21 protein-coding genes and 1 pseudogene are annotated in these 22,958 nt (G+C 67.7%); 12 read left to right on the plus strand and 10 right to left on the minus strand.

The window, feature by feature from the left end; genetic code table 11:
- Nucleotides 1-491: 491 nt before the first annotated feature.
- The gene (locus KBX34_RS09230; protein WP_210793317.1) at nucleotides 492-1,172 is read right to left on the minus strand and encodes a hypothetical protein; all 681 of its coding nucleotides are present in this window, start codon (nucleotides 1,170-1,172) and stop codon (nucleotides 492-494) included.
- An 89-nt stretch (nucleotides 1,173-1,261) separates the two neighbouring features.
- Here KBX34_RS09230 and KBX34_RS09235 point away from each other — a divergent pair, with 89 nt between their 5' ends.
- From KBX34_RS09235 to KBX34_RS09245, 3 genes are all read left to right on the plus strand, one after another.
- On the plus strand, nucleotides 1,262-2,230 hold the full coding sequence (locus KBX34_RS09235) for a hypothetical protein (protein WP_210793318.1): 969 nt from the start codon (nucleotides 1,262-1,264) through the stop codon (nucleotides 2,228-2,230).
- 55 nt (nucleotides 2,231-2,285) lie between these two features.
- Nucleotides 2,286-2,966: a hypothetical protein gene (locus tag KBX34_RS09240; RefSeq protein WP_210793319.1), complete on the plus strand. Its 681-nt coding sequence runs from the start codon at nucleotides 2,286-2,288 to the stop codon at nucleotides 2,964-2,966.
- A gap of 265 nt (nucleotides 2,967-3,231) precedes the next feature.
- Nucleotides 3,232-3,645 carry a DUF4279 domain-containing protein gene (locus KBX34_RS09245; RefSeq protein ID WP_210924437.1) on the plus strand — a complete coding sequence of 138 codons (414 nt, stop codon included), beginning with the start codon at nucleotides 3,232-3,234 and terminating at the stop codon, nucleotides 3,643-3,645.
- Nucleotides 3,646-3,843: 198 nt separating this feature from the next.
- Here the strand turns inward: KBX34_RS09245 and KBX34_RS09250 are convergent, their stop codons facing one another.
- From KBX34_RS09250 to KBX34_RS09275, 6 genes are all read right to left on the minus strand, one after another.
- Nucleotides 3,844-4,281: a hypothetical protein gene (locus KBX34_RS09250; protein ID WP_210793321.1), complete on the minus strand. Its 438-nt coding sequence runs from the start codon at nucleotides 4,279-4,281 to the stop codon at nucleotides 3,844-3,846.
- Nucleotides 4,282-4,761: 480 nt separating this feature from the next.
- On the minus strand, nucleotides 4,762-4,983 hold the full coding sequence (locus KBX34_RS09255) for a hypothetical protein (protein WP_247667740.1): 222 nt from the start codon (nucleotides 4,981-4,983) through the stop codon (nucleotides 4,762-4,764).
- 308 nt (nucleotides 4,984-5,291) lie between these two features.
- On the minus strand, nucleotides 5,292-6,554 hold the full coding sequence (locus KBX34_RS09260; protein WP_210924439.1) for a Gfo/Idh/MocA family protein: 1,263 nt from the start codon (nucleotides 6,552-6,554) through the stop codon (nucleotides 5,292-5,294).
- Between the two features lie 10 nt (nucleotides 6,555-6,564).
- Entirely contained in the window at nucleotides 6,565-7,371 is an 807-nt protein-coding gene (locus KBX34_RS09265) for a carbohydrate ABC transporter permease (protein WP_210924441.1), read from the minus strand.
- A complete protein-coding gene (locus KBX34_RS09270) occupies nucleotides 7,368-8,309 on the minus strand; it encodes a carbohydrate ABC transporter permease (RefSeq protein WP_210924443.1) in 942 nt (313 codons plus the stop codon). Before KBX34_RS09270 ends, KBX34_RS09265 begins: the two co-directional genes overlap by 4 nt.
- Nucleotides 8,302-9,618, minus strand: coding sequence for an ABC transporter substrate-binding protein (locus KBX34_RS09275; RefSeq protein WP_099851651.1), 1,317 nt, complete (start codon nucleotides 9,616-9,618; stop codon nucleotides 8,302-8,304). Before KBX34_RS09275 ends, KBX34_RS09270 begins: the two co-directional genes overlap by 8 nt.
- A 154-nt stretch (nucleotides 9,619-9,772) precedes the next feature.
- Here KBX34_RS09275 and KBX34_RS09280 point away from each other — a divergent pair, with 154 nt between their 5' ends.
- From KBX34_RS09280 to KBX34_RS09305, 6 genes are all read left to right on the plus strand, one after another.
- Nucleotides 9,773-10,831 carry an ROK family transcriptional regulator gene (locus KBX34_RS09280; RefSeq protein WP_210924445.1) on the plus strand — a complete coding sequence of 353 codons (1,059 nt, stop codon included), beginning with the start codon at nucleotides 9,773-9,775 and terminating at the stop codon, nucleotides 10,829-10,831.
- 105 nt (nucleotides 10,832-10,936) lie between these two features.
- Entirely contained in the window at nucleotides 10,937-12,181 is a 1,245-nt protein-coding gene (locus tag KBX34_RS09285) for a family 16 glycosylhydrolase (protein WP_210924447.1), read from the plus strand.
- Between the two features lie 577 nt (nucleotides 12,182-12,758).
- Nucleotides 12,759-13,268 carry a hypothetical protein gene (locus KBX34_RS09290; RefSeq protein ID WP_210924448.1) on the plus strand — a complete coding sequence of 170 codons (510 nt, stop codon included), beginning with the start codon at nucleotides 12,759-12,761 and terminating at the stop codon, nucleotides 13,266-13,268.
- 562 nt (nucleotides 13,269-13,830) lie between these two features.
- Nucleotides 13,831-14,403 (plus strand): RNA polymerase sigma factor, encoded by a 573-nt coding sequence (locus KBX34_RS09295; protein WP_210924450.1) that lies wholly within the window; start codon nucleotides 13,831-13,833, stop codon nucleotides 14,401-14,403.
- A gap of 110 nt (nucleotides 14,404-14,513) precedes the next feature.
- A complete protein-coding gene (locus KBX34_RS09300) occupies nucleotides 14,514-15,545 on the plus strand; it encodes a hypothetical protein (RefSeq protein WP_210924452.1) in 1,032 nt (343 codons plus the stop codon).
- 141 nt (nucleotides 15,546-15,686) lie between these two features.
- Nucleotides 15,687-16,103: a hypothetical protein gene (locus KBX34_RS09305; RefSeq protein WP_210924454.1), complete on the plus strand. Its 417-nt coding sequence runs from the start codon at nucleotides 15,687-15,689 to the stop codon at nucleotides 16,101-16,103.
- A gap of 444 nt (nucleotides 16,104-16,547) precedes the next feature.
- Here the strand turns inward: KBX34_RS09305 and KBX34_RS09310 are convergent.
- A pseudogene (locus tag KBX34_RS09310) lies at nucleotides 16,548-16,658 on the minus strand (SMI1/KNR4 family protein); the annotation flags it as partial.
- 56 nt (nucleotides 16,659-16,714) lie between these two features.
- Here KBX34_RS09310 and KBX34_RS09315 point away from each other — a divergent pair.
- Nucleotides 16,715-17,299, plus strand: a complete 585-nt coding sequence (locus KBX34_RS09315; protein WP_210924456.1) for a nucleoside monophosphate kinase — start codon at nucleotides 16,715-16,717, stop codon at nucleotides 17,297-17,299.
- Between the two features lie 470 nt (nucleotides 17,300-17,769).
- Here the strand turns inward: KBX34_RS09315 and KBX34_RS09320 are convergent, their stop codons facing one another.
- Nucleotides 17,770-18,309, minus strand: coding sequence for an RNA 2'-phosphotransferase (locus KBX34_RS09320; protein WP_210924457.1), 540 nt, complete (start codon nucleotides 18,307-18,309; stop codon nucleotides 17,770-17,772).
- A gap of 217 nt (nucleotides 18,310-18,526) precedes the next feature.
- Complete coding sequence (locus KBX34_RS09325) at nucleotides 18,527-19,789, minus strand: glycoside hydrolase domain-containing protein (protein WP_307871359.1); 1,263 nt, start codon at nucleotides 19,787-19,789, stop codon at nucleotides 18,527-18,529.
- 298 nt (nucleotides 19,790-20,087) lie between these two features.
- Here KBX34_RS09325 and KBX34_RS09330 point away from each other — a divergent pair, with 298 nt between their 5' ends.
- Both KBX34_RS09330 and KBX34_RS09335 read left to right on the plus strand, forming a co-directional pair.
- On the plus strand, nucleotides 20,088-21,425 hold the full coding sequence (locus KBX34_RS09330; RefSeq protein ID WP_210924459.1) for an MFS transporter: 1,338 nt from the start codon (nucleotides 20,088-20,090) through the stop codon (nucleotides 21,423-21,425).
- Nucleotides 21,426-21,532: 107 nt separating this feature from the next.
- The gene (locus KBX34_RS09335) at nucleotides 21,533-22,930 is read left to right on the plus strand and encodes an FAD-dependent oxidoreductase (protein WP_210924460.1); all 1,398 of its coding nucleotides are present in this window, start codon (nucleotides 21,533-21,535) and stop codon (nucleotides 22,928-22,930) included.
- Nucleotides 22,931-22,958: the final 28 nt, after the last annotated feature.

The following is a 22,958-nucleotide window of genomic DNA, read 5'->3' on the forward strand; positions in this document are numbered from 1 at the left end:
CAGATGCTCTTCTTCTGTCAACGGCTGGTAGGAGCGTTGGATGCGCCCACGATCTTGTCGGACCGCGACCCACCGCACTGGCCGCCCCCGGAAAGAAGGGGCGAGCGAGCTGTCAACCCGCAGATTGCGCGGAGGTGCTGGGCGACGGCGCTGGGGTTCGCCGTCTGAGCGCTCGGCGGCCACCGGCCCGACAGTTCATCCAGACGGTGAGGGATGTACTGATCTAGTAGCCGCGATTTGCTAGTAGATGTAGTAGCCGCCGACGGAGGCCTGAAGCCAGTGAGCGGATCCTGCCAGGGTCTGGCGGCAACAGGTCAGGGTTCGGCACATCCGGCCGAACGGTTCAGAGCAACTCGAGGATGTTGCCTTCGTTGGACTCGCTGCCGTCTGGGCCGTGGCCTGGATGATCTCGACGATCATGTCGAACAGCGTCTGCCCATGGCCGTGCTGAGCCTGGCGCTTGCGGGGCGAGCGGCTTGCTCCGCCTACCGCTACGGCGCGGGGGCCGGGTAGCTGATCGCGGCGATGTCCTTGCTCAGGTCAGCGAGGGTGAGTTGCGGGTTCAGGGCTTGTATCACGGTGTCGGTGAGCGGCAGGTGAGCGACGATGTGCTCGACTGCGGCGCGGTTCAGCTCAATCTCGTAGTAGTCGCTGGCGAACTCCATGTAGTGATCGACGATGTCGTCGAGCATGATTTTGAGCATGCCGGAACCGTCCGGCCCGGTGTCGTCGTACGGCCCGCGCAGTGGTGGAAAGCTGATGCCGTCGCCAGCGTGCCAACGGTCGTCATCGGATAGTCGCCACAGCACTGCGGTCGCGATGAACTGCCCGTTCTCATCGCAGAAGGCGGGTTCACCCACCTGCGGGCGTAGCGCGGCGGGGATGCCGTCAAGCAGACCCGGCCACAACTCATGGTCCGGGCCACCGTAGGGCGAGATGGTCGACTCATGGTCAAAGACCCGGATGAACGCTCCGTCGGCGGTGAACACGACCGCCCACTCGTCACCACTTCCGTTGCTCATCAGCGCCGCCTCGTCCGGACCCCATGCTGAGGTGTAGGCGTAGTACGGTGCTCCACCATCGATGATGCGTTCCAGCACGGCCAACGCTTTACAGCGTTGCCGCAGCCGTCCGATGGTCGGCAATCTGGCGGCGATGTCGTACGCGGTCACCGGCTGACCCTACTGGCACCGCGGCGGCGCAGATCACCTGCATGATCCGGCTGCCGGTGGGCGGTGGGCGGTGGAGGATCATGTTGGGGATGGGCAGTGTCGTGGAGGTGCGGAGTCCGGTCGATGTTGCGCAGCTCCGCGCCCGGCTGGGGGATGCGGGTGTTGTCCAGTTCCAGGAGCCGCTCGCCGAGGCGGAGTATCGGTCGGTGGCCGCGCTCCTGGGGGATCATCCGATGGTTCCGCTTCGGGTCTACGGGTTCGATGACGACTTGGCGACGCTGCGGTTCCTGCGCTGGTTTCCACATGTTCGCCGGTTCAGCGTCGCGGGCCTGTGGCACCTGACCGATCTGGCCCCGTTGGATCAGTTGAGCGCTGAGGTGGAGTTCCTTGACATCGGCGAGACCCGGAAGCCTCTCGACCTCGCTCCTGTTGCCCAATTTCGTCGGCTTCGCCGGCTGAGGGTCGCCGAGCACCGGCGTGGGCTTCCCGAACTGCTGCACGCCAACCCGGGTCTGCGGGACCTGTCGCTGTGGCGGCTTCCCGTCGACCACGTCCTGCCCGTCATCGCCCTGCCACACCTTCAGGCCCTGGCGCTGACCCTCGGCTCGTTGACAAACAGCGAATGGCTCACCCATCTCCCCACACTCCGCTACCTGGCACTGCGCCAGGTTCGAAAGCTCAACGACCTCACCCCGGTGACACACCTGCCGGCATTGCAGTGGCTGTGGCTGGAAACGCTCACCGTCGACCGGCTTCCGGACTTCAGCTCCAGCATCATGCTGACGCGCGCCGAATGCCTCGGGATGCGTCATCTCCGCCATCCGGCAGCCCTCCAGGGCCTCGCCGCGGCACCACAGTTGCGGGAACTCCTGGTGGCAGCGCCGCATCTGCCAGTCGACGCGCTCGTTCCCTTCGTTGGTCACCCGACACTCGAACGCGCCGGGATCGTGCTGGGCAGCCAACAGCGCGACCGCGACGCCGATGACCTTCTGCGGCTGCCCGCACCGCGTCCGGACACGCAGTTCGCCGCGATGCACGGGCTGACCCGCATTTTGTAACCCAAGCTCCTGCAGATGGCGGCGGCGATCTGCGTCTGTGGGAGGCTTCGTCGCGGTGAAGGTTGATCAAGAGACACTGGACGCTGCGGCGGCGAATTCGAATTCTCCAGCGTGGAAACGAATCTGGAATGGACCGTCGCCTGATGGCACTTGGGATCTCCCAGAGCCTGCCGTCCTGCCCTGGCTGGCCCGGACCTGCTCGACATTCTCCCGGCGCGAACGGGTCGAGGTCCTGGCACTCGCGGGGGTGGTCGCACGGGCGGCCGACGCCGCGAGCCGCACGTTGTACGCCCAGGAGATCGCCACCTTACGGGCGCTCGCCTGTGATGGTCTGGCGGACGAGGCCTTTCACGACTTCACCTTCGTGGGTCCACAACGGGCAGTTCTCGGTTTGGACGGTGAGAAAGTCTGGAGCTCAGAACTGAGTCATATCAACGGCGGTGAGGCCGAACTGGAATGCCCAGCGTGCGAGAGCGAACTACTCCTCTGCCTGGAGCCTGGGGAATCCACCATCGAACCGGGCCTCTCCTCGGAGTTGGCCGAACGCTTGCATGCCGAGGCCGTGCAGGCGGGTCGTGAATTCGTGGCTACCTCCCTCACAAAGTTGTTCGGCCGTTTCACCTGTCCCGAGTGCCGTACCACGTTCAATATTGCCGATCAGGTGGCAAGCGGTTTAGCGGATCGAGACGGACGCGGAGTGCAACCCGACGGGCCGCGAGATCGGGGGGCTGCATGAGTCTCTGGGGGAGACGGACCCATCCGGCAACGAGAGTGCCGACCTGTGGGAGTGAAACGGCTGGGTGACTAGCCGGGTGACGATCGGGACGGACGTCAGCGGGCGAGCAGGGACTTTCATGGACGGTTTCAGCAGGTCAAGACCGGTGGAACGGCAGGCCAGCGACCCGTGTTGGTTGCCTGGGGGTCAAGGGGTCGGCGTCGGCCGACGACGTTGGGGCACGGTAGCCGGGCCACGACCGAGCACACTGAGATGTATGAGGACCATGGCGACGTTCCGCCTTCATGGTGGCGGGGAGCGTACCGCTGCGCATGTGACGCAACTCCTGGGCATTCAACCGAGCGACGTGTTCGAGGCGGGCACACCGGTCGGCTCCCGAAGTGCGACTCGGCATGAGGAGTGCGGCTGGTTGCTCAGCAGTGCGGAGAGGCCCGAGAGCGACGTCGAGCTTGCCGAGCAGTTGGGGAGCTTGCTCGACATTTTGGAGCCGGTGACGGACCGGCTATGGCAGCTCATCGATGGGGGCTACTGGGCGAATTGGTTTTGTTTCCTCGGCTCCCACGCTGCAGAACATGCCGTGGAGCTTGACCGTGACCTTCTCCATCGGTTGCTCAAGTTGCCGGGTGGTCTATGGCTGGACGTCTACGGGGACGACGAGGGTGATGAGGGCGACGGCTGACCATGCACGCCTGTGACGCGAACACCCACCCGGTGGTGAGTGACGAAATGAGTGACAACCAAGGCATGCAGTCACGGACGACCACGGACGTCGGTGGACTGTTGGCGCCGACGGACGAGCATGGACACCGGAGGATTCATCCGGCCGCTCAGCGCCGGTGGAACAGCAGGTCAACGATTCGTGTTGGCTGCCTGGGGGTCAAGGAGTCTCTTCAGCCTTGCCCAGAGCGTCGGCCAGATCGCCGACGAGCTTCTTGGGCCGCCGATGCCACCACCAGCCCATTCCGGGAGTGATCTGGTGGTAGCGGCCTACTGCGAGGCCGCCATCCTCAATCGTGGCGGCTCGGAAACGCTCGTCCAGCGGTTGCAGCATCGAGTGCCAGCATGACCGAACGGGGTGAGTCACGTGGGGCCACACCTTAGCTAGCCAGTCTCTGCAGTAGAGATCATTTGTGTACTCATAAACGAGGTCGGAGTAGCCCCGCTCAACCTGGGCGACGAGCCACGCCCATTTGCCGATCATCTCCTCGATCGTGAATTCCTTGCGCCACCCTTGCTGATGGAGCGCCGAGCTGGCGGCCCGGACGGACTCCAGGTCCTCGGTACTCAAGTGGCTGTCATCAGGGTCCAAGTCCACGTCGGGATGCTAGACCGGCCGTGGATCCACCGGCGGCAGCCGGGGCACACACGGGGCACAAGGCACTGTGAAACGTCGGCAACCAGCCATCAACGACGTGAGCCCAGGAGCAACCGTGACCAGCGCGCTGACCAGGTCGTCGCAGGTCAGGGAACAGTCCGTCTAGCAGATGGGGAGCAGCGGCGATGGTCATGATCAGCAGCTGTCAGTCATTGACCCGTCGTGTGGCAACGTCCGTGGACAGGTAGGTAGGGGGCTGCCCAATGAGGACGCCGACGCGGACGATCGACGTCATGTTCTGGGTTCTTCGTCGTCGCTGAATAGGTTCGGCTGCGCGGTCTGGGGGAAGGCGTTCATCGTCACCCGACCCGTACTGCGGTCGATGGCGGCCGTAGTGCCGCTGTCCGCCTGCGTTGGTGTGTCGGGGCCGCTGTCGGCGTGAGTGTGTCAGGCCGATTCGGTCTTGAGCCGTCCGTCTGTCTACGGCTGCGCGGGCCGTTCGAAGCAGGTGCCGGAGATCCTAGTTTCGACGGTGTGGACGTGTCGGAAGCCTTGTCCCTGGTAGTAGGCGTGCAGCCGGGTGTTCGTCGTCCAGGCGTCGAGGCGCAATCGGGTCACCCCGGCCTCGTAGGCCCGACCGCCGGCCCAGTTGAGCATTTCGTCGCCCAGATTCGCTCCGGAGCGTTGGAGCGGAATCATCATTCTCGCCGCGTAGAGCGCGTCGGCTGGGTCGTCCGCCGGGTTGTGCCCTGCGCGATGTCCTTGGGCAAAGCAGTTCAGGTACTTTGTTGCACAGGTCCATTGGGTAGCGCGAAATCCCACGCGACCGAACAGCCGGATCTGCCGCATGGCCGTGGCGCGCCTGCCCACCGCCGACGCTATTGAGGTACGCGGTTCCACGGTGCGACCTCGCGTCAGGCCCGATCCCATGGGCCTGACGCGAGTCCATACCGTGGTTCGCTGGTTCGATTCCCGCATCGCCCACCAGGTTTGGCAGTGCGCCCGTTCGCCTACCTCGGCGTGGCGGGGCTGAGCTCGATGACGCTGCCGGTGGCCCGGGACCGCTCCGCCGCCCACACGACCCGGTGCGAGGAGATGCTCTCCTCGGGCCCGGAGGTGACCAGTGAGCGGTCTCCGGTGGCGACCGCCGCGATGAACGCCTCGATGAGTGCCGCGTCGGCGCCACCGTGCCCGTCGGCGGCCGAGGCGTCGCCGTCGGGATCCAGGTCGATGGTCTCGACGGTGTCGGTGAGGAACTCGTGGACGTGCAGGCTACGGCCGTCGCCCTCGATGCTGCCGAGCGTGCCGAAGATCCGGGTCTTGCGGAAGTCGAGCGCGGTGAACGCCGTCATCGTGAAGGCGACGGTGACGCCTCCCTCATATTCGAGGTTGACCACCTGGTGATCGACGACGTCGTTGCGTCCTGTGTAGACGCAAACGCCGTACGGGCCGTCCTCCAGGGCCTTGCGGACGCCGTCGGCGCTGACATCGTCGGTGAGGACGCCCAACGGCCATGCCTCATGGACGGGGTCGCCGAGGAAACGCTCGTAGATCCGGATCGCGGAGTAGGCACACGACCGTTCGACCGGGCAGTCGACGCAGCGCCCGGCCGCTCCGGCCGGTCGGTTCTCCGGCCGGAAGTGGGCGAGGCCGCCGAAGGAGGAGACCCGGCGGACGGGTCGGCCGATGAGATGGCCGAGCCAGTCGATGTCGTGGCACGACTTGGCCAGCAGCATCGAGGACGACTCGGCCTCCACCGCCCAGTTGCCGCGCACGTAGCTGTGGGCGTGGTGCCACCAGCCGACCGGTTCCAGGTGGTCGATGCTGACGATTGCACCGATCCGCCCGGAGTCGACGAGTCGCTTGAGCGTCCGGGAGTAGGGCGTGTACCGGAGTACGTGACAGACGGCGAGGAGGACGTCGTTGTCGACGGCTGCGGTGACGATGCGTTCCGCCTGCTCGGGCAGCGGCGCCATCGGCTTCTCCAGCAGGATCGCGTAGCCGCGTTCGGCGAAGGCCACCACCGGCTCGACGTGCGCGCGATCGGGGGTCGCGACGATCACTGCGTCGGCGAGCCGGGGCTGTGCGGCGAGGTCTTCCCACGAGGCGAACCGGAGCTCCGCGGGTACGTCGAATTCATCGGCCAGTGTGCTGCGGCGGGCGGGGTCGGGATCGGCGACAGCTGCGATGGTGGCTTTGGAGGTGGCGACGGCGAGCCGCGCGTAGGCAGCGCCTCGCGCTCCGGCACCGACGATTGCCAGAGTGATGGACATCAGGTGTCTCCTATTTGATGGCGCCGGAAAGGATGCCTTTGACGAAGTGGCGCTGGAAGAAGAGGTACAGGACGACCACGGGCACGATGACGATGATCGTTCCGGCGCTGAGCAGCGGGATGTTGCGGCCGTAGGCCTGGATGAACTTGCCGAGCCCGGACGGCGCCGTGCGCATCGCCGGGTCCTGGATAAGGATCAGCGCGAGCAGGAACTGGTTCCACGCCCACATGAAGTAGAGAAGGCCGAGAGTGGTGAGCGCCGGCCGGGCGGTGGGCAGCAGGACCCGGCGCAGGATCTGCCTGCTGGACGCGCCGTCCATCTCGGCGGCCTCAATGAGCTCCGGGGGCAGCGACTCGAAGTGACTGCGCATCCAGAACACCCCGAACGGCATGAACGCCCCGATGAGCGGCAGGATGACTGCCCAGTAGGTGTTGAGGAGACCGATCGACTTGAGGTCGTAGTAGAGCGGGATGACGATCGACTCGTACGGCAGGGCCAGACCCAGCATGAGCAACGCGAAGATCGGCCCCCGGACGGCGAGCCGCATCATCGCCAGCCCGTATCCGGCGAGCGTCGCGAGCACCAATGCGAGGGGTACGACGCCGAGCGCAATGATCAGACTGGACCGCATGAGGTCCGCGAACCCGCCGGACGACCAGGCGTCGACGTAGTTGTGCCACTGCGGATCCGACGGCCACGCCAGGCCCGGGCTGAGATTGTCCTGTGGTTGCAGCGACGCGGCGAGGATCGCGTAGAAGGGAACGAGCACCGAGGCTGTAGCAGCCAGCAGCGACAACCGGGTCAGCGACCGGATCATGGCTTCTCCCGGGTGAGGCGGTTCAGGGCGAACATGACCGCGCAGGTCAACAGGGACAGGACGACGGCGAGCGCACAGGCGGTGCCGACCTGCCCTGCGGTGAAGGTCAGCCGGTAGATGGCGACACCGGGCACCATGGTCGACTCGCCGGGGCCGCCGCCGGTCATCACGTAGACGACGTCGAAGCTGGCCAGGGCGGCGATCACGGTGACGGTCGCCGCCACCGACATCTCCCGGCGCAGACCCGGCACGGTGACGTGCCAGAACTCGTGAATCGCGCCGGCGCCGTCGAGCCGGGCGGCTTCGTACAGGGCCGGATCGATCTTGCCGATTCCGGAGTACAGCAGCAGGAAACAGAGCCCGGTCGAGACCCAGGTCCCGACGACTCCGACCGCCGGGTAGGCCCAGGTGAAGTCACCCAGCCAGGCCCGGGTGACGTCGGACAGGCCGACCGCGCGCAGCAGCGCGTTGAACGGTCCGTCATCGTCGAAGAACAGCTTCCACACGCTGCCGACCGCTACCAGTGGAAGGATCTGCGGCAGGAATATCACGGTACGGACGAACGGCATGCCCTTCCAGGGCACGTTCGCGACCAGCGACGCCAGCACCAGGCCGAAACAGATCGGGATGACCGAGTAGAAGAGGATTAGCCCGAAGGCGTGGACCAGGGAGAGCCGCAGCGCCGGGTCGGCGAGGATCTCCCGGTAGTTGTCGAGCCCGGCCCAGGTGGCGACGCCGATCCCGTTCCAGTCCCAGAACGAGATCCACAGGCTGTGTAGCCATGGCGCGATCACGAAGGCCGCGTAGAAGAGCAGCGCCGGTGCGGTGTAGAGCAGCGGTACGTATCGTGCCCGCGAGCGCCGGGCCCGCACCGGCGTCGCGGATGCGACGACGGTACGGTCCCGGACGGTCGCGCGATTCGCGAGGCTGTCAGCCATGCGTCTTGGCCCAGTCGGACTGGACGGCTCGGATGAACGTGGCGGCGTCGACCTTGCCCGCGATCAGCTTCTGGGTCTCGGCGACCAGCGTGTCGTTCATGGTCGCGGTGGCGTTGTTGTTGAACCCGATGAGCCCGTCATCGGCGTTGACCTTGTTCCACGCGGCGATCAGGTCGGCGGAGATGGTGCCGGGCTCGGCGGTCACCGTCGAGGTGTCGGAGGGCAGGAAGCCCTGCGCGAACGAGGCCTTGGCGGCCTCCGGGCCGCGCAGGAAGTCCAGGAAGGCGGCGGCGGCCTGCGCGTTCTTCGACTTCCGCGAGATCCCGTACGCGACCGACGTGCCGATGGCGGTGGCCTTGGGGCCGGGGAAGGGCACGAAGCCCGCGTCGCCGCGCAGCGCGTCGCCGATCTTCTTCGAGTCCCAGGAACCGTCCACGAAGAAGACGCCGTCGCCCTTGGTGAACTTGTCCACCGCGCCTTGGAGGTCGATGCCGTTGGCGTCCTTGGAGTAGTAGCCCTTCGTACCCCAGTCGGTGATGCTCTGGGCGCCCTTGGCGTTCCCGGCGGTGTCGAAGGTGGACCCGCCCTCTCCGAAGACCCACTTGGCGTACGCGGCCGGGCCGTCCGTGGACTGACCGATGAGCTGGATCGGGAAGGAGGCGTGACCCTCCTTGTTGCCGAGTTGCAGCGGGGTCTCACCGCCGGCCTTGGCCTTGGCCAGAGCGGCCTCGAGGTCCTCCAGTGAGGCCGGAGCCGCGGCGATGCCGAGCTTCTTCAACTTGGCCTTGTTGTAGTAGAGCCCGACCTGGGAGAAGGACGCGGGTGCCGCGTACAGGTCGCCCGAACCGAGGGTGGTGCCGTCCTTGGCGATCCGCCACTGGTTGAGCTGTCCGGCCGGGTACGCCGACTCCCAGCCGTACGCCTTGGCATAGGGCTGAAGGTTGAGGATCAGCTGGTCCTTGACCGTGGTGCCCACCGCGTTGAGCAGCACGATGTCGGGCGAGGTGTCGCTGGACAGCGCGAGGTTGAGCGACTTGTTGTAGTCATCGTACGTGGTGTCGACGTAGTTGATCTTGACGTTGGGGTGCTTGGCCTGGAATGCCGGGATGATGTCCTTCATGGCGGCACCCGACTCGGGGGTGGCGATCAGGTTGAGTTCCACCTGTCCGGACGGAACGCCGGTCTGGACGGCCGCGTTCGCGTCGGCGGCCGGTTCATCGCTGGATGAGCTGCCGGGTGCGCACGCTCCGAGCGCGAGAAGCACGGCGGCCGCGCTGAGCGCACTCTTCACCGATGGCATGGACTTCATGGGGGTCTCCCTGAGCAGGAAGTAGTTTCGAAGGAAACTTGCGTTCGCTATAGTGAGCCGTCTACGAACGCACGTCAAGGGGCAGCGAATGACCGTAGGTGATGCTCTTCCAGGCGGGGGCCAGAGCGCCTTACGGCACCTGAACACGCGTCGTGTGCTGCGGCTTCTCTACGAGGGGCCGTCGCTGACCATCAGCGGTGTCGCCCGCGAGACCGGGCTGTCCCGCCCCACCGTGCAGGGCATCCTGACCTCGCTGGTGGAGTCTCGACTCCTGGTCCTGGACGGCTTCGACAACGCCCCGACCGGAGGGCGACCCGCCCAGCGGTACCGCTTCGCCGCGGACGCGGGCATCGTGGCCGGCCTCGACATCGGGGCGCACGCGGTGTCGGTGCGGATCGCCGACCTCGCCGGCGCGCAGGTGGCGGCCGCTCGGGCCGCCATCCACCCGGACCTGGACCCGGCTGAGCGCATCGACGCCGCTGTCAACCTGCTGCGACGGACGATGCCGGCCGACGCGCCGCGGTTGTGGGCGGCCTGTGCCGGCTCCCCGGGCATCATCGCCGACGGTGCCGTGCGGCTGAGCGTGGCCATTCCGGACTGGACCGGCACGGCGTTGGCTAAGGAGCTCACCGCCCGTCTGGACTGCCCGGTGAGCGCCGTCAAGGACGCCAACCTCGCGGTCCTGGCCGAGCACCGGGTCGGTGCCGCGCAGGGGGTCGACCACGTCCTGTACGTGCATGCCGGGCACCGCCTCGGCGTCGGCGTGCTGGTGGACGGCAGGCCGTTCGGCGGCGGCCGGGGGGCTGCCGGCGAGATCGGCCGGCACCCGGGCCTGGGCTGGGAGGTGGCACCCCGCAAGCTGCTCTCCGACGCGGGGGTCGCTCCCGGCATGAACTCCCGCGAGTGGGTCTTCGCGCAGGCCAGGCGGGGGGACAAGCGCGCTGTCGAGGCCGTCGACGACTACGCGCGGGCACTCGCCGAAGGAGTGGGCGCCATGGTTCTCGCCATGGACCCGCAGTTGGTCGTGGTGGGAGGCGGCATCGCGCGCGCGGGTGAGACGGTGATGAAGCCGGTACGGCGCCACCTCGCCGAGATTCTGTACGAGTTGCCAGTTCTGGCGATCTCCGCGCTGGGAGACGACGCGGTGGCCATCGGCGCGGTCGAGACCGCCCGGGACGCGGTCCGCGCAGAGCTCTTCACCGATGGCTCTTGACAGCGGTAGGGCTCACCGGCATATTCCGAAAGAACTTTTCTTTCGTTTCCCCGGGAGTGTCCCATGGCGCATCGCTTTCGAAGAGTTCTAGCCGCCGCCGGTTCGATGATCCTCGGTGTCACCCTCGCCGGTGTCGTCACCGCGCCGCCGGCCCAGGCCGGCGACACCCCTCCCAGCCCGCTCGCCAAGCCGGGCTACACCATCGACTTCGCCGAAGAGTTCGACGTCAACACCCTCAACAGGAATCGCTGGCTGCCCTACTACCTGCCGCACTGGACCTCACCGGCCAACCGGGAGCTGGGTGCCAAGGCGCGCTACACCATCGCCGACGGGGTGCTCACCCAGCGGCTGGACGCCGACACCCCGGCGTGGAATCCGCAGTACGACGGCACGGTCAAGATCTCCTCGTTCCAGACCTACAACAAGGACTACTGGCACAAGTTCAACGCCTCGATGCCGTTGAACCACCACGAGCCCGACTTCAACGGCTACACGTTCCAGTACGGCTACGTGGAGATGCGCGCCAAGAAGTCGAACGTCGGCGGAGGCGGCCACCAGGCGCTCTGGCTGGTCGGCACCGGGGACACCTCCAGCGCCTCGCGCAACCCCGAGGTCGACATGGTCGAGACGTTCTTCAACGAGCCGAACAACTGGCGGATCGCCGCCCACGGCTGGGGCGACCCGAACTTCCTCTCCAACTCGTACGCGTCGATCGCCCCCGTTCCCAGCGGGTCGCCGACCACCGAGTTCCACACGTACGGCATGGAGTGGACGCCCACCGAAATCAAGTTCTACTACGACGGCCAGCTCTACCGGACGATCAACGACGCCCCCAACATGCCAATGGGGCTCATCATGGGCATCTACACCGACGCCGGCTCCGGTCGGCACAACGACGTCTGGCTCAAGACCTGGAGCGTCGACTACCTGCGCGTCTACAAGAAGGACGGCGGCTACCCGGTGTCCTATCAGCGGCTGAAGAACCGGCAGACCGGCCAGTACGTCAAGGACGACGGCAGCGGAACCGCCAAGTACGTCGCCGCTTCCGGCACCGACCAGTCCGCTCAGTGGGCCGTCGAGAACGTCGACGGCTACGTCCGGCTCAAGAACCGCGCCACCGGCAACTACCTCCACGTGGAGAACCAGACCGGCACCGTGCAGACCGGGACGGTGCCCGGCACCTACTGGTCGGCGCAGTGGAGCCAGGAGTCCGTCGACGGTCACCTACGCCTGAAGAACCGTTGGAAGGGCACCTACGCTCATACCGAGAACATGACCGGCAGCGTCCAGTACGGCGCCGCGCCCGCCGGCTGGTGGACCAGCCAATGGACGCTCGAACCCGGCTCCTGACGAACCGCGAGAGCCGCAACCAGCATCCCCCACTCTGAGTTCTCGCAGGTCGAAGGCCACCTCCCGGGTTCGGGAGGTGGCCTTTGTGCTGCGCCTGGGTGCCCACCGCTGGCCCGCCGGACGGAGCGGGGATCACCTTGGCGAGGGAGGCCGGCCACCCGGTGCGCGGTGCGATGGTCGGGCCACCACCGGCTGTCGCCGGAGGACGAGGAGGCGTCAGTGGCGGCTGTGGCCGCGCAGGGTGAGACTGGGTGATGACGATGAGGAAGCACGCCGTCCAGGCCGCACGGATGTTCGACGGCGAGCGCCTCGTGGACGGCGGAGTGCTGGTCCTGCTCGACGGCGGCCGCATCGCTCCCGATGCTGATTAAGCCAGACGCGCGCCCGGATCCGGACGGCCCACCGGGGTACGACGGGTCAGCATTCACCAGATCAATCCTCGCCGGACACGATAACCCGGCGATTCGCCCCGCCGCCTCCCCGCCGACGCAATGCATCACGACCGCGACGCTCATAGCCTGTTGGAGCGGCCGGGTCTCGATCTGGACCCCAGCCGCCTGAGGAGAGAGGCAACGCTGTGCGAGCAATCCCGCTGTTCGTCGTGGCACTGGTGCTCTGCGGGTGTACTGCACCAGCCCCGCCCGCCGCCGGCCCGGCCTCGCAGGCCGGGTCGGCGCCGGTGCCGTCGTCGCCGGCCGCGTCGCCGCCGGTGCCGGCCTTCCAGCAGAGCCTGCCCGGCAGCGCCCGGCGCGAGTGCGTCGCGGTGCCCGGCGACGCCACGCTGGTGCGCTCGGGCGACTTCATCGCCGGGGACTTTGTGGAGTACCGCCGGCAATGGCATCCTGACCTCGGCCCCGACCTGGGCAAGCTGTTCTGGCTGCCGGCCCGCCCCCAGCTCAACGCCGCGCTCACCGTGACCGCGACCTCCGGCGGCCGCACCGAGACCTACAGCGCCGGCTCGCTGGCGACCAACGACGCCGGGCAGGCGATGTACCCCAGCGGCATCCCGTTGCCGGCCGCCGGAACGTGGAAGCTCGTCGCGCAGGCCGGCGACGGGTGGGGGTGCTTCGAGCTGACACTGCGCTGACCGGCGTTCGGCGCGCGCCCGGGCCCAGCTCAGCGGACAACACCAACGCCAGTCAGCTCCGATCCCAAATGAACGGCTACGTCAAAGACGGGGCGCTCAACAGCTACCACGTCTCCTGCGCCTGTCCGACGCCGAGATCGCAACGTTCCTGATGTTGCGATTCATACCGGCTTAATGGCGCCGTAAGCAGGACGCGTCACGGGTGTTCGTCACCTCCGGCTAGCGCGAGATGCTGTTCCGGCAGCGCCGCTCCACACGGCGCTCGGCCGACATGCTCTACCGCCTTCGGCTCGTCGACAAGATGCCCGCCACCGGGCGCACCTTCCGCACCGGTCAAGGTCGGCGACTCGAAGAAGCTGGCCGACGACGCCCGCAAGCCGTTGGTTCGGTACAAGCTCAACGACCAGGCGCTGCAGGCCAACGCTTTGACCACGGGTGGCAGGTGCTGACCGAATGAGAGGTCGCTATTGGGCGACCGCTTGCCGTCGGACCTCGGCGCCTGAACACTTCCCCGCCTGATCGGCAATGTCAGGGTGAAGCGCGGACTTTGCCGAGGAGGGCCATGGATTCGGATGCGGATTTGATAGGCCGGTCGCTGGATGGCGATGTCGACGCCTTCGTGGAGGTGGTCGAGCGTCATGAGGCCGCCGTCGGTTCGTACCTCGTTCGCCGGGCGGGGCGGGATGCGGCTGAGGACCTCCTGGGCGAGGTTTGGGTTGCGGCGTTCGAGTCGCGGCGATCGTACGACCGGTCGTACAACGATGCGCGGCCGTGGCTGTACGGGGTGGCATTGAATCGCTTGCGGCGTTACTGGCGGTCCCGGCCGGCCGAGGACCTGGTCGCGGACGTACCGGACGTGGCTACTGGATGGGATCCGTGGTCGGCGGTGGACCTCGGCATGGACGCCCGGGCGGTGCTCCGGTCGGCCCTGACGCGGCTCAGACCCGAAGAGCGGGAGGTCCTGAGGCTCGTCGCCTGGGAGGACCTGACCGCAGCCGACGCCGCGCGGGCAATCGGCATACCGGCCGGCACCGCGCGGCGGCTGCTGAGCCAGGCCAGGACGGCACTGCGCGACGCCCCGGGGGTGTCTGCGCTTCTGAAGGACCGCAACAGCACGAAGGAGAGACACCGATGACCGACGAGCTCGATCTGGTCGGTGCGTTGGGCAGCGCAGAACCACTACGCCCGGAGGTGTATCAGCGGGCGCGGGCGGTGCTGCGGGCGGCTATGGCCGACCCCGGATCCGTGCGGCTGCTGGGCGCGATATCAGCGGAGGACACGACTATGGAGGCGACTTCAACCATGGAAACGACGACAACCACGCGGGACCACGAATCCAGCCCGGCGATTCAGCAACGCCGCCGGATCGGTATCGCGGGCCGATTGGGCATCGGCGCCGGGATGGGGGTTGCCGCCGCGGCGGCAGTCGTCGCTGTGGTGCTCAACTCGCCGGCGACCGGGGGCATCGAGGCCGGCAAGGATTCGTCAGCCGCCACCTCGGGCTCGACCACCGTCGACGGGTCCGCCGAGCGCGCGCCGCTGATGACCCTGGCCGGGTCCATCAAGACGGTCACCCCGTCGGCGGGCGACGCGTGGCTGGTGAAGGCGACACAGGTCCACGGCACCAAGACCATGCAGGTCGTCTACACGCTGTACACCGACGGTCACGCGATCTATACGGGCAACAGCGTGAAGGACATCAAGCGTGCGATCGCCCGTCACCAGGACCAGATGACGGACGGCGGCTATGCTCCGCTCCTCAAGGCAGCCGTCGCCGCGGCGGACAGCAGCCCGGCCGACGGCCGGACCCAGATGCTCAAGGCAGCCAAGGATCCGCTGGTGGGCCTCGACCCCGCAGCGCAGAAGGCGGTATGGGACAAGCAGCAGGCGGCCGCCCAGGTGATCATCAAGCAGAAGGGCGGCAACGCCAAGCCGAAGCCGTACAGCCCTCAGGCCGTTCAGCGGCACTTCGACAACGCCCTGTGGACGTACAGCACCCAAGCGCTGTCCGCTGGCGACGGCAACACGCAGGTCCGGGCCGGTGTGCTGCGTCTGCTGTCCACCATCTCCGCGGTCAGCGTCAAGAACTCGACCACCCACGGCAAGGCCACGCTGACGATCACCGCCGGCCCCGAGGCGTTCGGCGGCGAGGCTGGCGAGGTGCTGACCATCGACGCCACGACCGGCATGCTGGTCAAGGACGTCTCCACCGTGCCGGGCCTCCCCCAGGCCTCCACGACGTACGAATCCTCCCGCGTGACGAAGGCCGACCTGTAGGCGGGGAACTCCCACCCACCAGCATTCCGGCAGACGGGCGTGACGCGCCCGGCGATCGATAGCGGTGCGGGCCGCCCAGAGGCGGCCCGCACCGTCGTTTTGTTGTTCGCACGGCCCGCGCCTGACTGCGATGATCGACGCGTGACGTACATCCCGGACCTGGCGCCCTATGACTACTACCCGGGCGCCCCGGACGCCATTGCCATTGGTTGGCTGGACTCGCGCATGCCCTTTACCCCAGGAGCCTGCCCGCGAGACGTTCGAGATCGCTTGGTGAGCCTCGGCGCCAAACCGGTACGGCTCATGCGTGGGTACCACCACTGCCAGTTCTGCGAGGCAGCGGTCGAGCCTCCGCGCGTGATTCGGGCCGACATTCGGCTCTACGACGCTCCCGGTGTTGCGCGTGGCAACGGCGAGATCTGGCTCACCGGAGTGGACGGGACGAACTTCGCTGCACCGGCGCTGATCGGCCACTACGTCGAAGAGCATCGCTACCTGCCACCTGATGACTTCATCGAGGCGGTTCGGACCGGTGTCCCCACCCTTGGCGTCGCATAGTGGCGATCCGGCTTCTGCCGCACTCGGCTGGCAAGTGAAGGTCAGCCGGACCGGCACCGCAAAATGCCATCCTGATCTGCCGATGATCACGCACTCGCAACGGGGAGCCGCTCCCCGCCGACGCGTGCGGGGATGACAAGGGTTCCTGTGCGCGCATAACGTGCACTCGATGTTCGGACACGCGTTCCTGGGCGCCGCCGAGACCGCCATGGCCCTGTTGCGCAATCCGAGACTGGCCGAGCAATGGTCCTCGCCCAGCGCACTTCCGGAGCGTTGCGGGTGAGCTTGCGGGAGTCCGCCGCAGTTCCGTCATCGGAGACACCGATCCCACGGGGAGCGCCTTGACCGGGCCCTTCAGGCTGAAGACCTCTTCGGCGACCGAAGGCGTCAGTGACGGGTCAGACTCTGCACTCAGGATCGCTGGGGTAGGTGCCGACCGGGCGATCAATCGCCCCCGTCAAAGTCGGTTTCGTCGACGAGGCCGACCAGGAGTGTCTCGAAGTCGGGGGCGAGGACGGTGATCTGGTAGTTCCATTCCTGGTCGACGTGCACGACGTGATGTGCTAATTGTGCTGATAGCTTGGCTCGTCGGCGTCCCCAAGGGAGTGCACATGCCCAACGTGGCCCTCATCGCCGGCCCGGTAGTCGACCTGGCTTCCGCTGCGTCGGCTCTGGCAGCCACCGGCCTACAGGTCGTCAGCGCAGGCAACGTCTTCCGCGAACACGTGCAGCAGCAGACTCCGCTGGGCGAAGAGGCGAACGGGTATATGCAGGCCGGACATCTTGTCCCGGATGAGCTGATGGTCGGAGTGGTCGCTGAAGCCCTAGCCAACGTCGACGGTGGCTGGGTGCTGTACAACTTCCCTCGCAAGATCCGTCAGGCCGAGTTGCTGATGCAGAGCGGTCACGGCCCCGACACAGTGATCGAACTCGTCCTGACTGAGGACCAACTCCGTCTCGCCGTTCACCGCCGGGTAGAACGACGGATAGAACTGGACCCCCAGCAAGCCGAGCGACGCCAGGAACTCCTGCTCATGTACACGCATTCACAAGAGAACCACCAAGAGCAGATCGAGCCGTTGCGCGCCTATTACCGGACCCACGGCCTGTTGCAAACCGTCAGTGGCTTCGGCGACTTCGAAGACGTAGCAGCCAGACTGATCCCAATCGCCTCCGATGGCCAACGCTACCCGTGAGATCGGGCAGGTAGGCCGGCAGCCGGCCGACGTGGGAGGACTTTCCTTACGTCCATTCAAGGCGGCCCGCAACGGGCCGCACGCGCCGCCGCCTGGGCGCGCGCTCCGCTGTCGCTACACGCCGGCCACGTACACGCCCGTCGGCCGGCGTGGACAGCGGGAAGCCCGGGGGTCCGCCGCAGACGGTAGCGCAGTCAACGCGGCTGATGGCGGCGTTGGTGTGACAGGTCGGGGTGGTGGTGTCCGCCGGGATGGCTGTCGGGGTCCGTGTGGACGCGGCTAGGAGCAGCTGGCCGCGATGAAGTGTCTGTATCTGTGGACCCGGTCCCTGGACCGCACCGGAGCAGGCAAAACCCGATGGACGATGCGCTGGAAACCCGCGTTGAACGCCGCGCCGGATGTCTGGTGCCCCATCCCGTTCGAGGCCGCGCGCACCTCGCCGGAAACAGCGGTGCGGGCCTGGCCAGGGCTCAGTCGAGCAGATAGCTGGCAGGGACCGCGTTGGTGAGCCAGACGCCGTTGGCGCTGCGGTGGAACACGTGCCCGTCGGCGGCCATCGCCGCCGCGTCGATGGTGAGGATCACGACCCGACCGGCGCGTCGAGCGCCGACCCGGTGGGCGGTCTCGGTGTCGGCGGAGAGATGGACGTGGTGCCGGCCGCCGCGGTGCAGGCCGGTGGCCCGGATCGACTCCAGCGCACCGGCGCTGGTGCCGTGATAGAGCCGGTCCGGTGGGGTGACCGGGGGTAGCCCGAGGTCCACCGGGACTGAGTGGCCCTGGTTGGCCCGGATCCGCAGCACCCCGTCGGTGCCGCGCTCGACAGCGAACCGCTGCTTGTCGTTGCCGGCGACGACCGCGTCCAGCTCGGCCCGCTCGATCCGTAGGGCGGCGAGCAGAGCGTCGACGGGAGTCCAACCGGCCGGATCGAGCACCAGGCCGGCCCGGTCGGGATCGTGCCGGAGTGCCTTCGACATCCGTTTGCTCAACTTCACCAGGCGCTCGCGTTCCACGCTGGCATTGTGGTCGATCCCGTCGCTCGAATCGAGAGGTTTTCCGGCGACCCCGATCCCGGGTCCTTTCTCCGGTGAGCCTGTCGGGTACGAACCGCCGGCTCCAACCTGTCTACTGCGGAGGCGGGTCACCCCGAGATCGTCGCGTCCCGGACCCTCAAGGGGGTCGACTTCGGTGCCCGGGGAATCGGCAGGAACCTGGCCGACGCGAGGGGGTTCAGACCCGGGTGATCCGCACCGCGTCGGCGACCACGAGTCCGGTGCCGCTGGTCCAGCGACTCACGCCGACCTTGTTGCCCGTGCCCGCAGCCAGGGTGAACACGCCGAGCGAGACCCACCTACCGCCGTTGACCCGCTGATTGACGGAGACGGACCTGCTGCCTGTGGTGGTCTCCACAAGGTATGGCGTCTGGTTGTTGTAGCCCGCGTCGGCCGGGTACCAGACTGAGATCTCATAGCTTGCGGTCGCCGGGATGGTCGACCGGAACCAGGCGACGTCGCTGGACGACACCGGACTGGTAAACCGGTAGTCGGTGCCGAACCGTTGGCCGGAGTAGGCCGACGTGCCCCATGCAGTGCTCGCGGTGAACCCGCCCGAGGCGCTGTTGTCGATGGTCGTGGTCCACTGCTGCGGCGGCGGGGTCTGCGTAACCCTCACGTCGAGGTAGTTGCGGTCGATCTTCATCGTGACGCCACCCCACGTCTCGGTGACCTCCCCGGCGTACTGGTGCAAGCGCTGCTGGTTCGCGTAGTAGGCATCGGCGCAGTAACTTCCGGCATCGGTGTCAGCCACCCCGTTCCACCAGGCGATCCAGATCTGGTCGAGTCGCGTGTAGCTCGGGTTGTCGTATGCATCGCAGACGTCCTTGATGCCGGACGAACCGCTGGAGTACATGCCGGCGAGGTAGCCCCGTACGTGCAACTGCTCGGTCCAACCGGACAGGAACGACAGCACGGCGGCCCGGCACGACGCGTTCGACGGGTACTGCTCGATGTCGTTGTAGATGGTGCTCGCAGTGCCGATGCCCAGTGCCTGGGCGGCATTCGCGGCGCTGTTGGCCGCGGAGACGCCTTGCGACCGGGCGGTGGTGGGATCGGCGGACATCTTCGGTGTGCGGGTGCCGCACGGTGCCTGGTAACCCAGTTCGATGGGGATCAGCCGCCATCCGTTGCTGGTCTGGTTGGCCACCCAGCTTGCGGTGAGGTTGGGCTGGGAACAGGAGCGGCTCGCCCCGCTGATGTAGATGCCGACCGCGCCGTAGGGCGAACTGGCCCGCCACGCGTTCATCGTGGTCTGTGACGGAGCGGCGCAGGTGTCGAATCCCCTGCCGGTGAAGGTGCCGGGTTGCGGGCCGGTGGCCAGCGGGGTCACTGCGGTCGATGCTTGTGTGGGTGTCGCGGCCACAGCAATCGACTCGGCGGGCGCCACGATTGCTGCGGCAAGGATGAGACTCGCCAGCCACCCGGCAGTGACTCTCACGTTGCCTCCATCTGAAGAAATTCTTGCCTGGGAACGGGCAGTGCGAAAGATTTCTACCACGAATCGATGAGTAGCAATAGAGGGTCGGCGTTGACCCGCTGTCCGTTCGCACAACGCCTGCGGCGTCGTCGTCGGCCTCCTGAGCCCGCCGGTCGCGCAACCGGGGGCGGGTCGACGGCACCGGCGAGGACCGGGCGGCGAGAAATGCGCCGCACCGACGCCATCCCGTCCGGGCCCTGACCCGCTAGTGTGTGGAAACAGCGTTTCCATTCATGCCATCACAGGGCAGGGGACCAGCGTGCATCGCAGCCAGGAAGACACCGCCGCCTCGCCGGAGGTCGGCGAGCAGGCCACCACGTTCGGCCCGCTCCAGCTCTCACCGGGCACGACCCGGGCCAACATCAGCGGGTACTACTGGCTGGCGCTGACGTCGATCATGACGTTCACGTTCATCCCGGCCGCGCAGACGGCGCTACTCACCTCCATCCTGGGTGTGCCCAAGGGGGAGCAGGGTTCGATCGTGGGCACCGCTGGGCTGATCAGTGAAATCGTCCTGATCGCGGCGGTCGGCCTGGCCGGTGCCTGGTCCGACCGCCTCGGACGGCGCCCGATCGTGGTCAGCGGTTACATTCTGCTTGGCCTCGGCGTCGGCATGGCACCGTTCGTCGGCTCGGTCCTGCCCTACTACCTGGCCCGGGGTGTCGCCGCCGTCGGCGTGGCGATGGTCACCGTGATGCTCACGGCCGTGGTCGCCGACTACGTCCAGGACACCACCCGCGGCAGGGCCAACGGCATCCTCGGCTTCTGCAACGGTCTCGGCGCGCTCGTCACGTTCTTCGTGCTGATCAAACTGCCCGACATCTTCGAGGGCATGGGGATGGACACGATCGCCGCCCTGCGGGCGACCTACCTCATCGTCGGCGGGCTGGCCCTGCTCACCGCGATCCTGATGCGGCTCACCCTCCGGGGCGGGCTGGCGACAACGCACTCCGAGCACATCCCGATCCCGAGGCTGCTGCGCGAGGGCGTCGCCGAGATCCGGCGCCCCGGCGTCTCCTTCGCCTACCTCAGCGCCTTCGTCGCCCGAGCTGACCTGGCGCTCGTCGGTGCCTACCTCACCCTCTGGGCACAGCAGTACGGCACCCAGCACCTCGGGCTCAGCGAGGCCGAGGCGCTGGCCAAGGCAGGTCTGTTGCTGGGAGTGGCCAACGGCATCGCGTTGATCGGGGCACCGGCCATCGGCATCATCGCCGACCGGCTGTCCCGCACCGACGCGGTGCTGATCTCCCTGGGGACCGCCGCCCTCGGCTACACCGCCACGATCTTCGTCGGGGACCCGTTCAGCCCGCTCGGCTACGCCGTCGCCGCGCTGATCGGCCTCGGCCAGGTCAGCGCCGTCATCTCCAGTCAGGTGCTGATCGCCGAACAGGCTCCCAGCCGTACCCGGGGCTCGGTCATCGGCACGTTCGCGCTCAGCGGCGGCATCGGCATCATGATCGCGTTCGCCGCCGGTGGCACCCTGTACGACAACTGGCGCCCCGCCGGCCCGTTCGTCCTGTTCGGCATCCTGGCCGGGCTGGCCTGCCTGTACGGCCTGGCCGTGCGATCGAGGATCCCCAACCACCCGGTGGGCTGAAAACCCCAGCCGCACCCCCGCAGGACGTTTGACGGCGTCCGATCTTATGGAAACACTGTCACTTCCAGGGAAACGCAACGGGAGTGCCGGAGGTGGGTGTGCCGACCATGATCGTTGTGGGCGCAGGGCCGGGTGGCCTGGCCTGTGCCATCGCCGCCGCCGACGCGGGCGGCACCGTGCTGCTGTTGGAGAAGGCGCCGGACGTCGGGGGCGCCCTGCCGTATTCCGGTGGGCACCTGTCCGCCGGCGGCTTCTCGCTGCAGCATGAGCGGGGCATCAGCGACGACCCCGAGCGGCACTTCGACGACGTCTGGCGGATCAGCCGGGGCGCCGCCCGGGCCGACCTGACCCGGCTGACGCTGCGCGAACAGCCGGCGGTGCTGGAGTGGCTGCTCGCCGCCGGGTTCACCGTCGATCCGGGTACGCCCCGCATCGTGTACGGGCACGAGCCGTACCGCACGCCGCGGACCGTCCACGCCACCACCGTCCCTGGCGGTCCGGCCATTCTGGCCGTGCTGCGCCCGATGCTCGACGCGCATCGGGCCGCCGGCCGCATCGATCTGCGCTGCGAGGTGCGCGTCACCGAGCTGCTGACCGAGGGCGGCGCTGTGGTCGGGGTGGCCACCGCCGACGGCGCGCGGTGGCGGGCACCCGCCGTCGTGCTCGCCACCGGCGGATTCGGGTACGCGCCGGAGCTGTTCGCCGAGCTGGAGGGCGCGCCGCTGACCACCTCGGCGGCACCCACCTCGACCGGCGACGGCCTGCTCATGGGCCGGTCGGTCGGCGCCGGCCTGCAGGGCCTGGGCCGCTACATCCCCACCTTCGGCGGGCTGCCCCCGGTCGACGGCGACCTTCGGGTCGACTGGGCGCACCGACCGCACCTGGTGGCGCCGGAGCGGCCGCCCTGGGAGATCTACGTCGACCGCGCCGGAAGTCGTTGGATCGCCGAGGATGAGCCCAGCATCGACCACAAGGAGCGGGTGCTGACCACTGTCGACCGGATGACCTTCTGGACGGTCTTCGACGCCCATGCCCTACGCGAGTCGTACCCGATGGTGCACGGCTGGAGCGCGGCCGAGCTGGACGCCCAGTGCGGCCGGCGCCGCGGCGTGCACCGGGCGTCCGGGCTGGCGGAGCTCGCCGGGCTGGCCGGCATCGACCCGGCGGGGCTGTCGGCCACGGTGGCGCGCTACAACGGTTTCGTCGCCGACGGCCGGGATGCCGACTTCGGCCGAACGTACCTGCCGGCGCCGATCGTCGAGCCGCCGTTCTACGCGCTGGAGAACCATCCGGTCACCCTGATCACGTTCGCCGGCCTGGACGTGGACGAGCTGCTGCGGGTCCGCCGTGCGGACGGCACGACGATCCCCGGTCTGTACGCCGTCGGTGAGGTGATCGGCTCCGCCGCTGTCAATGGCAACGCGTTCTGCTCCGGCATGTGCCTGACGCCGGCCATGGCCTTCGGTCGGCTGGTCGGGCGTCGGCTTGCGGGGACCTCCGGCTGAGCCGGTATCGGCCGGCCCGTCCAGAACG

The organism is Micromonospora sp. M61, from assembly GCF_018070245.1.
In the GTDB taxonomy this organism is placed as follows: domain Bacteria; phylum Actinomycetota; class Actinomycetes; order Mycobacteriales; family Micromonosporaceae; genus Micromonospora; species Micromonospora zamorensis.

Coding starts and splice junctions, on each gene's coding strand:
- KBX34_RS09235 (WP_210793318.1), top strand. CDS start 1,262: ATGGGCAGTGTCGTGGAGGTGCGGAGTCCGGTCGATGTTGCGCAGCTC.
- KBX34_RS09245 (WP_210924437.1), top strand. CDS start 3,232: ATGGCGACGTTCCGCCTTCATGGTGGCGGGGAGCGTACCGCTGCGCAT.
- KBX34_RS09255 (WP_247667740.1), bottom strand. CDS start 4,983: ATGATGATTCCGCTCCAACGCTCCGGAGCGAATCTGGGCGACGAAATG.
- KBX34_RS09260 (WP_210924439.1), bottom strand. CDS start 6,554: ATGTCCATCACTCTGGCAATCGTCGGTGCCGGAGCGCGAGGCGCTGCC.
- KBX34_RS09265 (WP_210924441.1), bottom strand. CDS start 7,371: ATGATCCGGTCGCTGACCCGGTTGTCGCTGCTGGCTGCTACAGCCTCG.
- KBX34_RS09270 (WP_210924443.1), bottom strand. CDS start 8,309: ATGGCTGACAGCCTCGCGAATCGCGCGACCGTCCGGGACCGTACCGTC.
- KBX34_RS09275 (WP_099851651.1), bottom strand. CDS start 9,618: ATGAAGTCCATGCCATCGGTGAAGAGTGCGCTCAGCGCGGCCGCCGTG.
- KBX34_RS09285 (WP_210924447.1), top strand. CDS start 10,937: ATGATCCTCGGTGTCACCCTCGCCGGTGTCGTCACCGCGCCGCCGGCC.
- KBX34_RS09295 (WP_210924450.1), top strand. CDS start 13,831: ATGGATTCGGATGCGGATTTGATAGGCCGGTCGCTGGATGGCGATGTC.
- KBX34_RS09315 (WP_210924456.1), top strand. CDS start 16,715: ATGCCCAACGTGGCCCTCATCGCCGGCCCGGTAGTCGACCTGGCTTCC.
- KBX34_RS09335 (WP_210924460.1), top strand. CDS start 21,533: ATGATCGTTGTGGGCGCAGGGCCGGGTGGCCTGGCCTGTGCCATCGCC.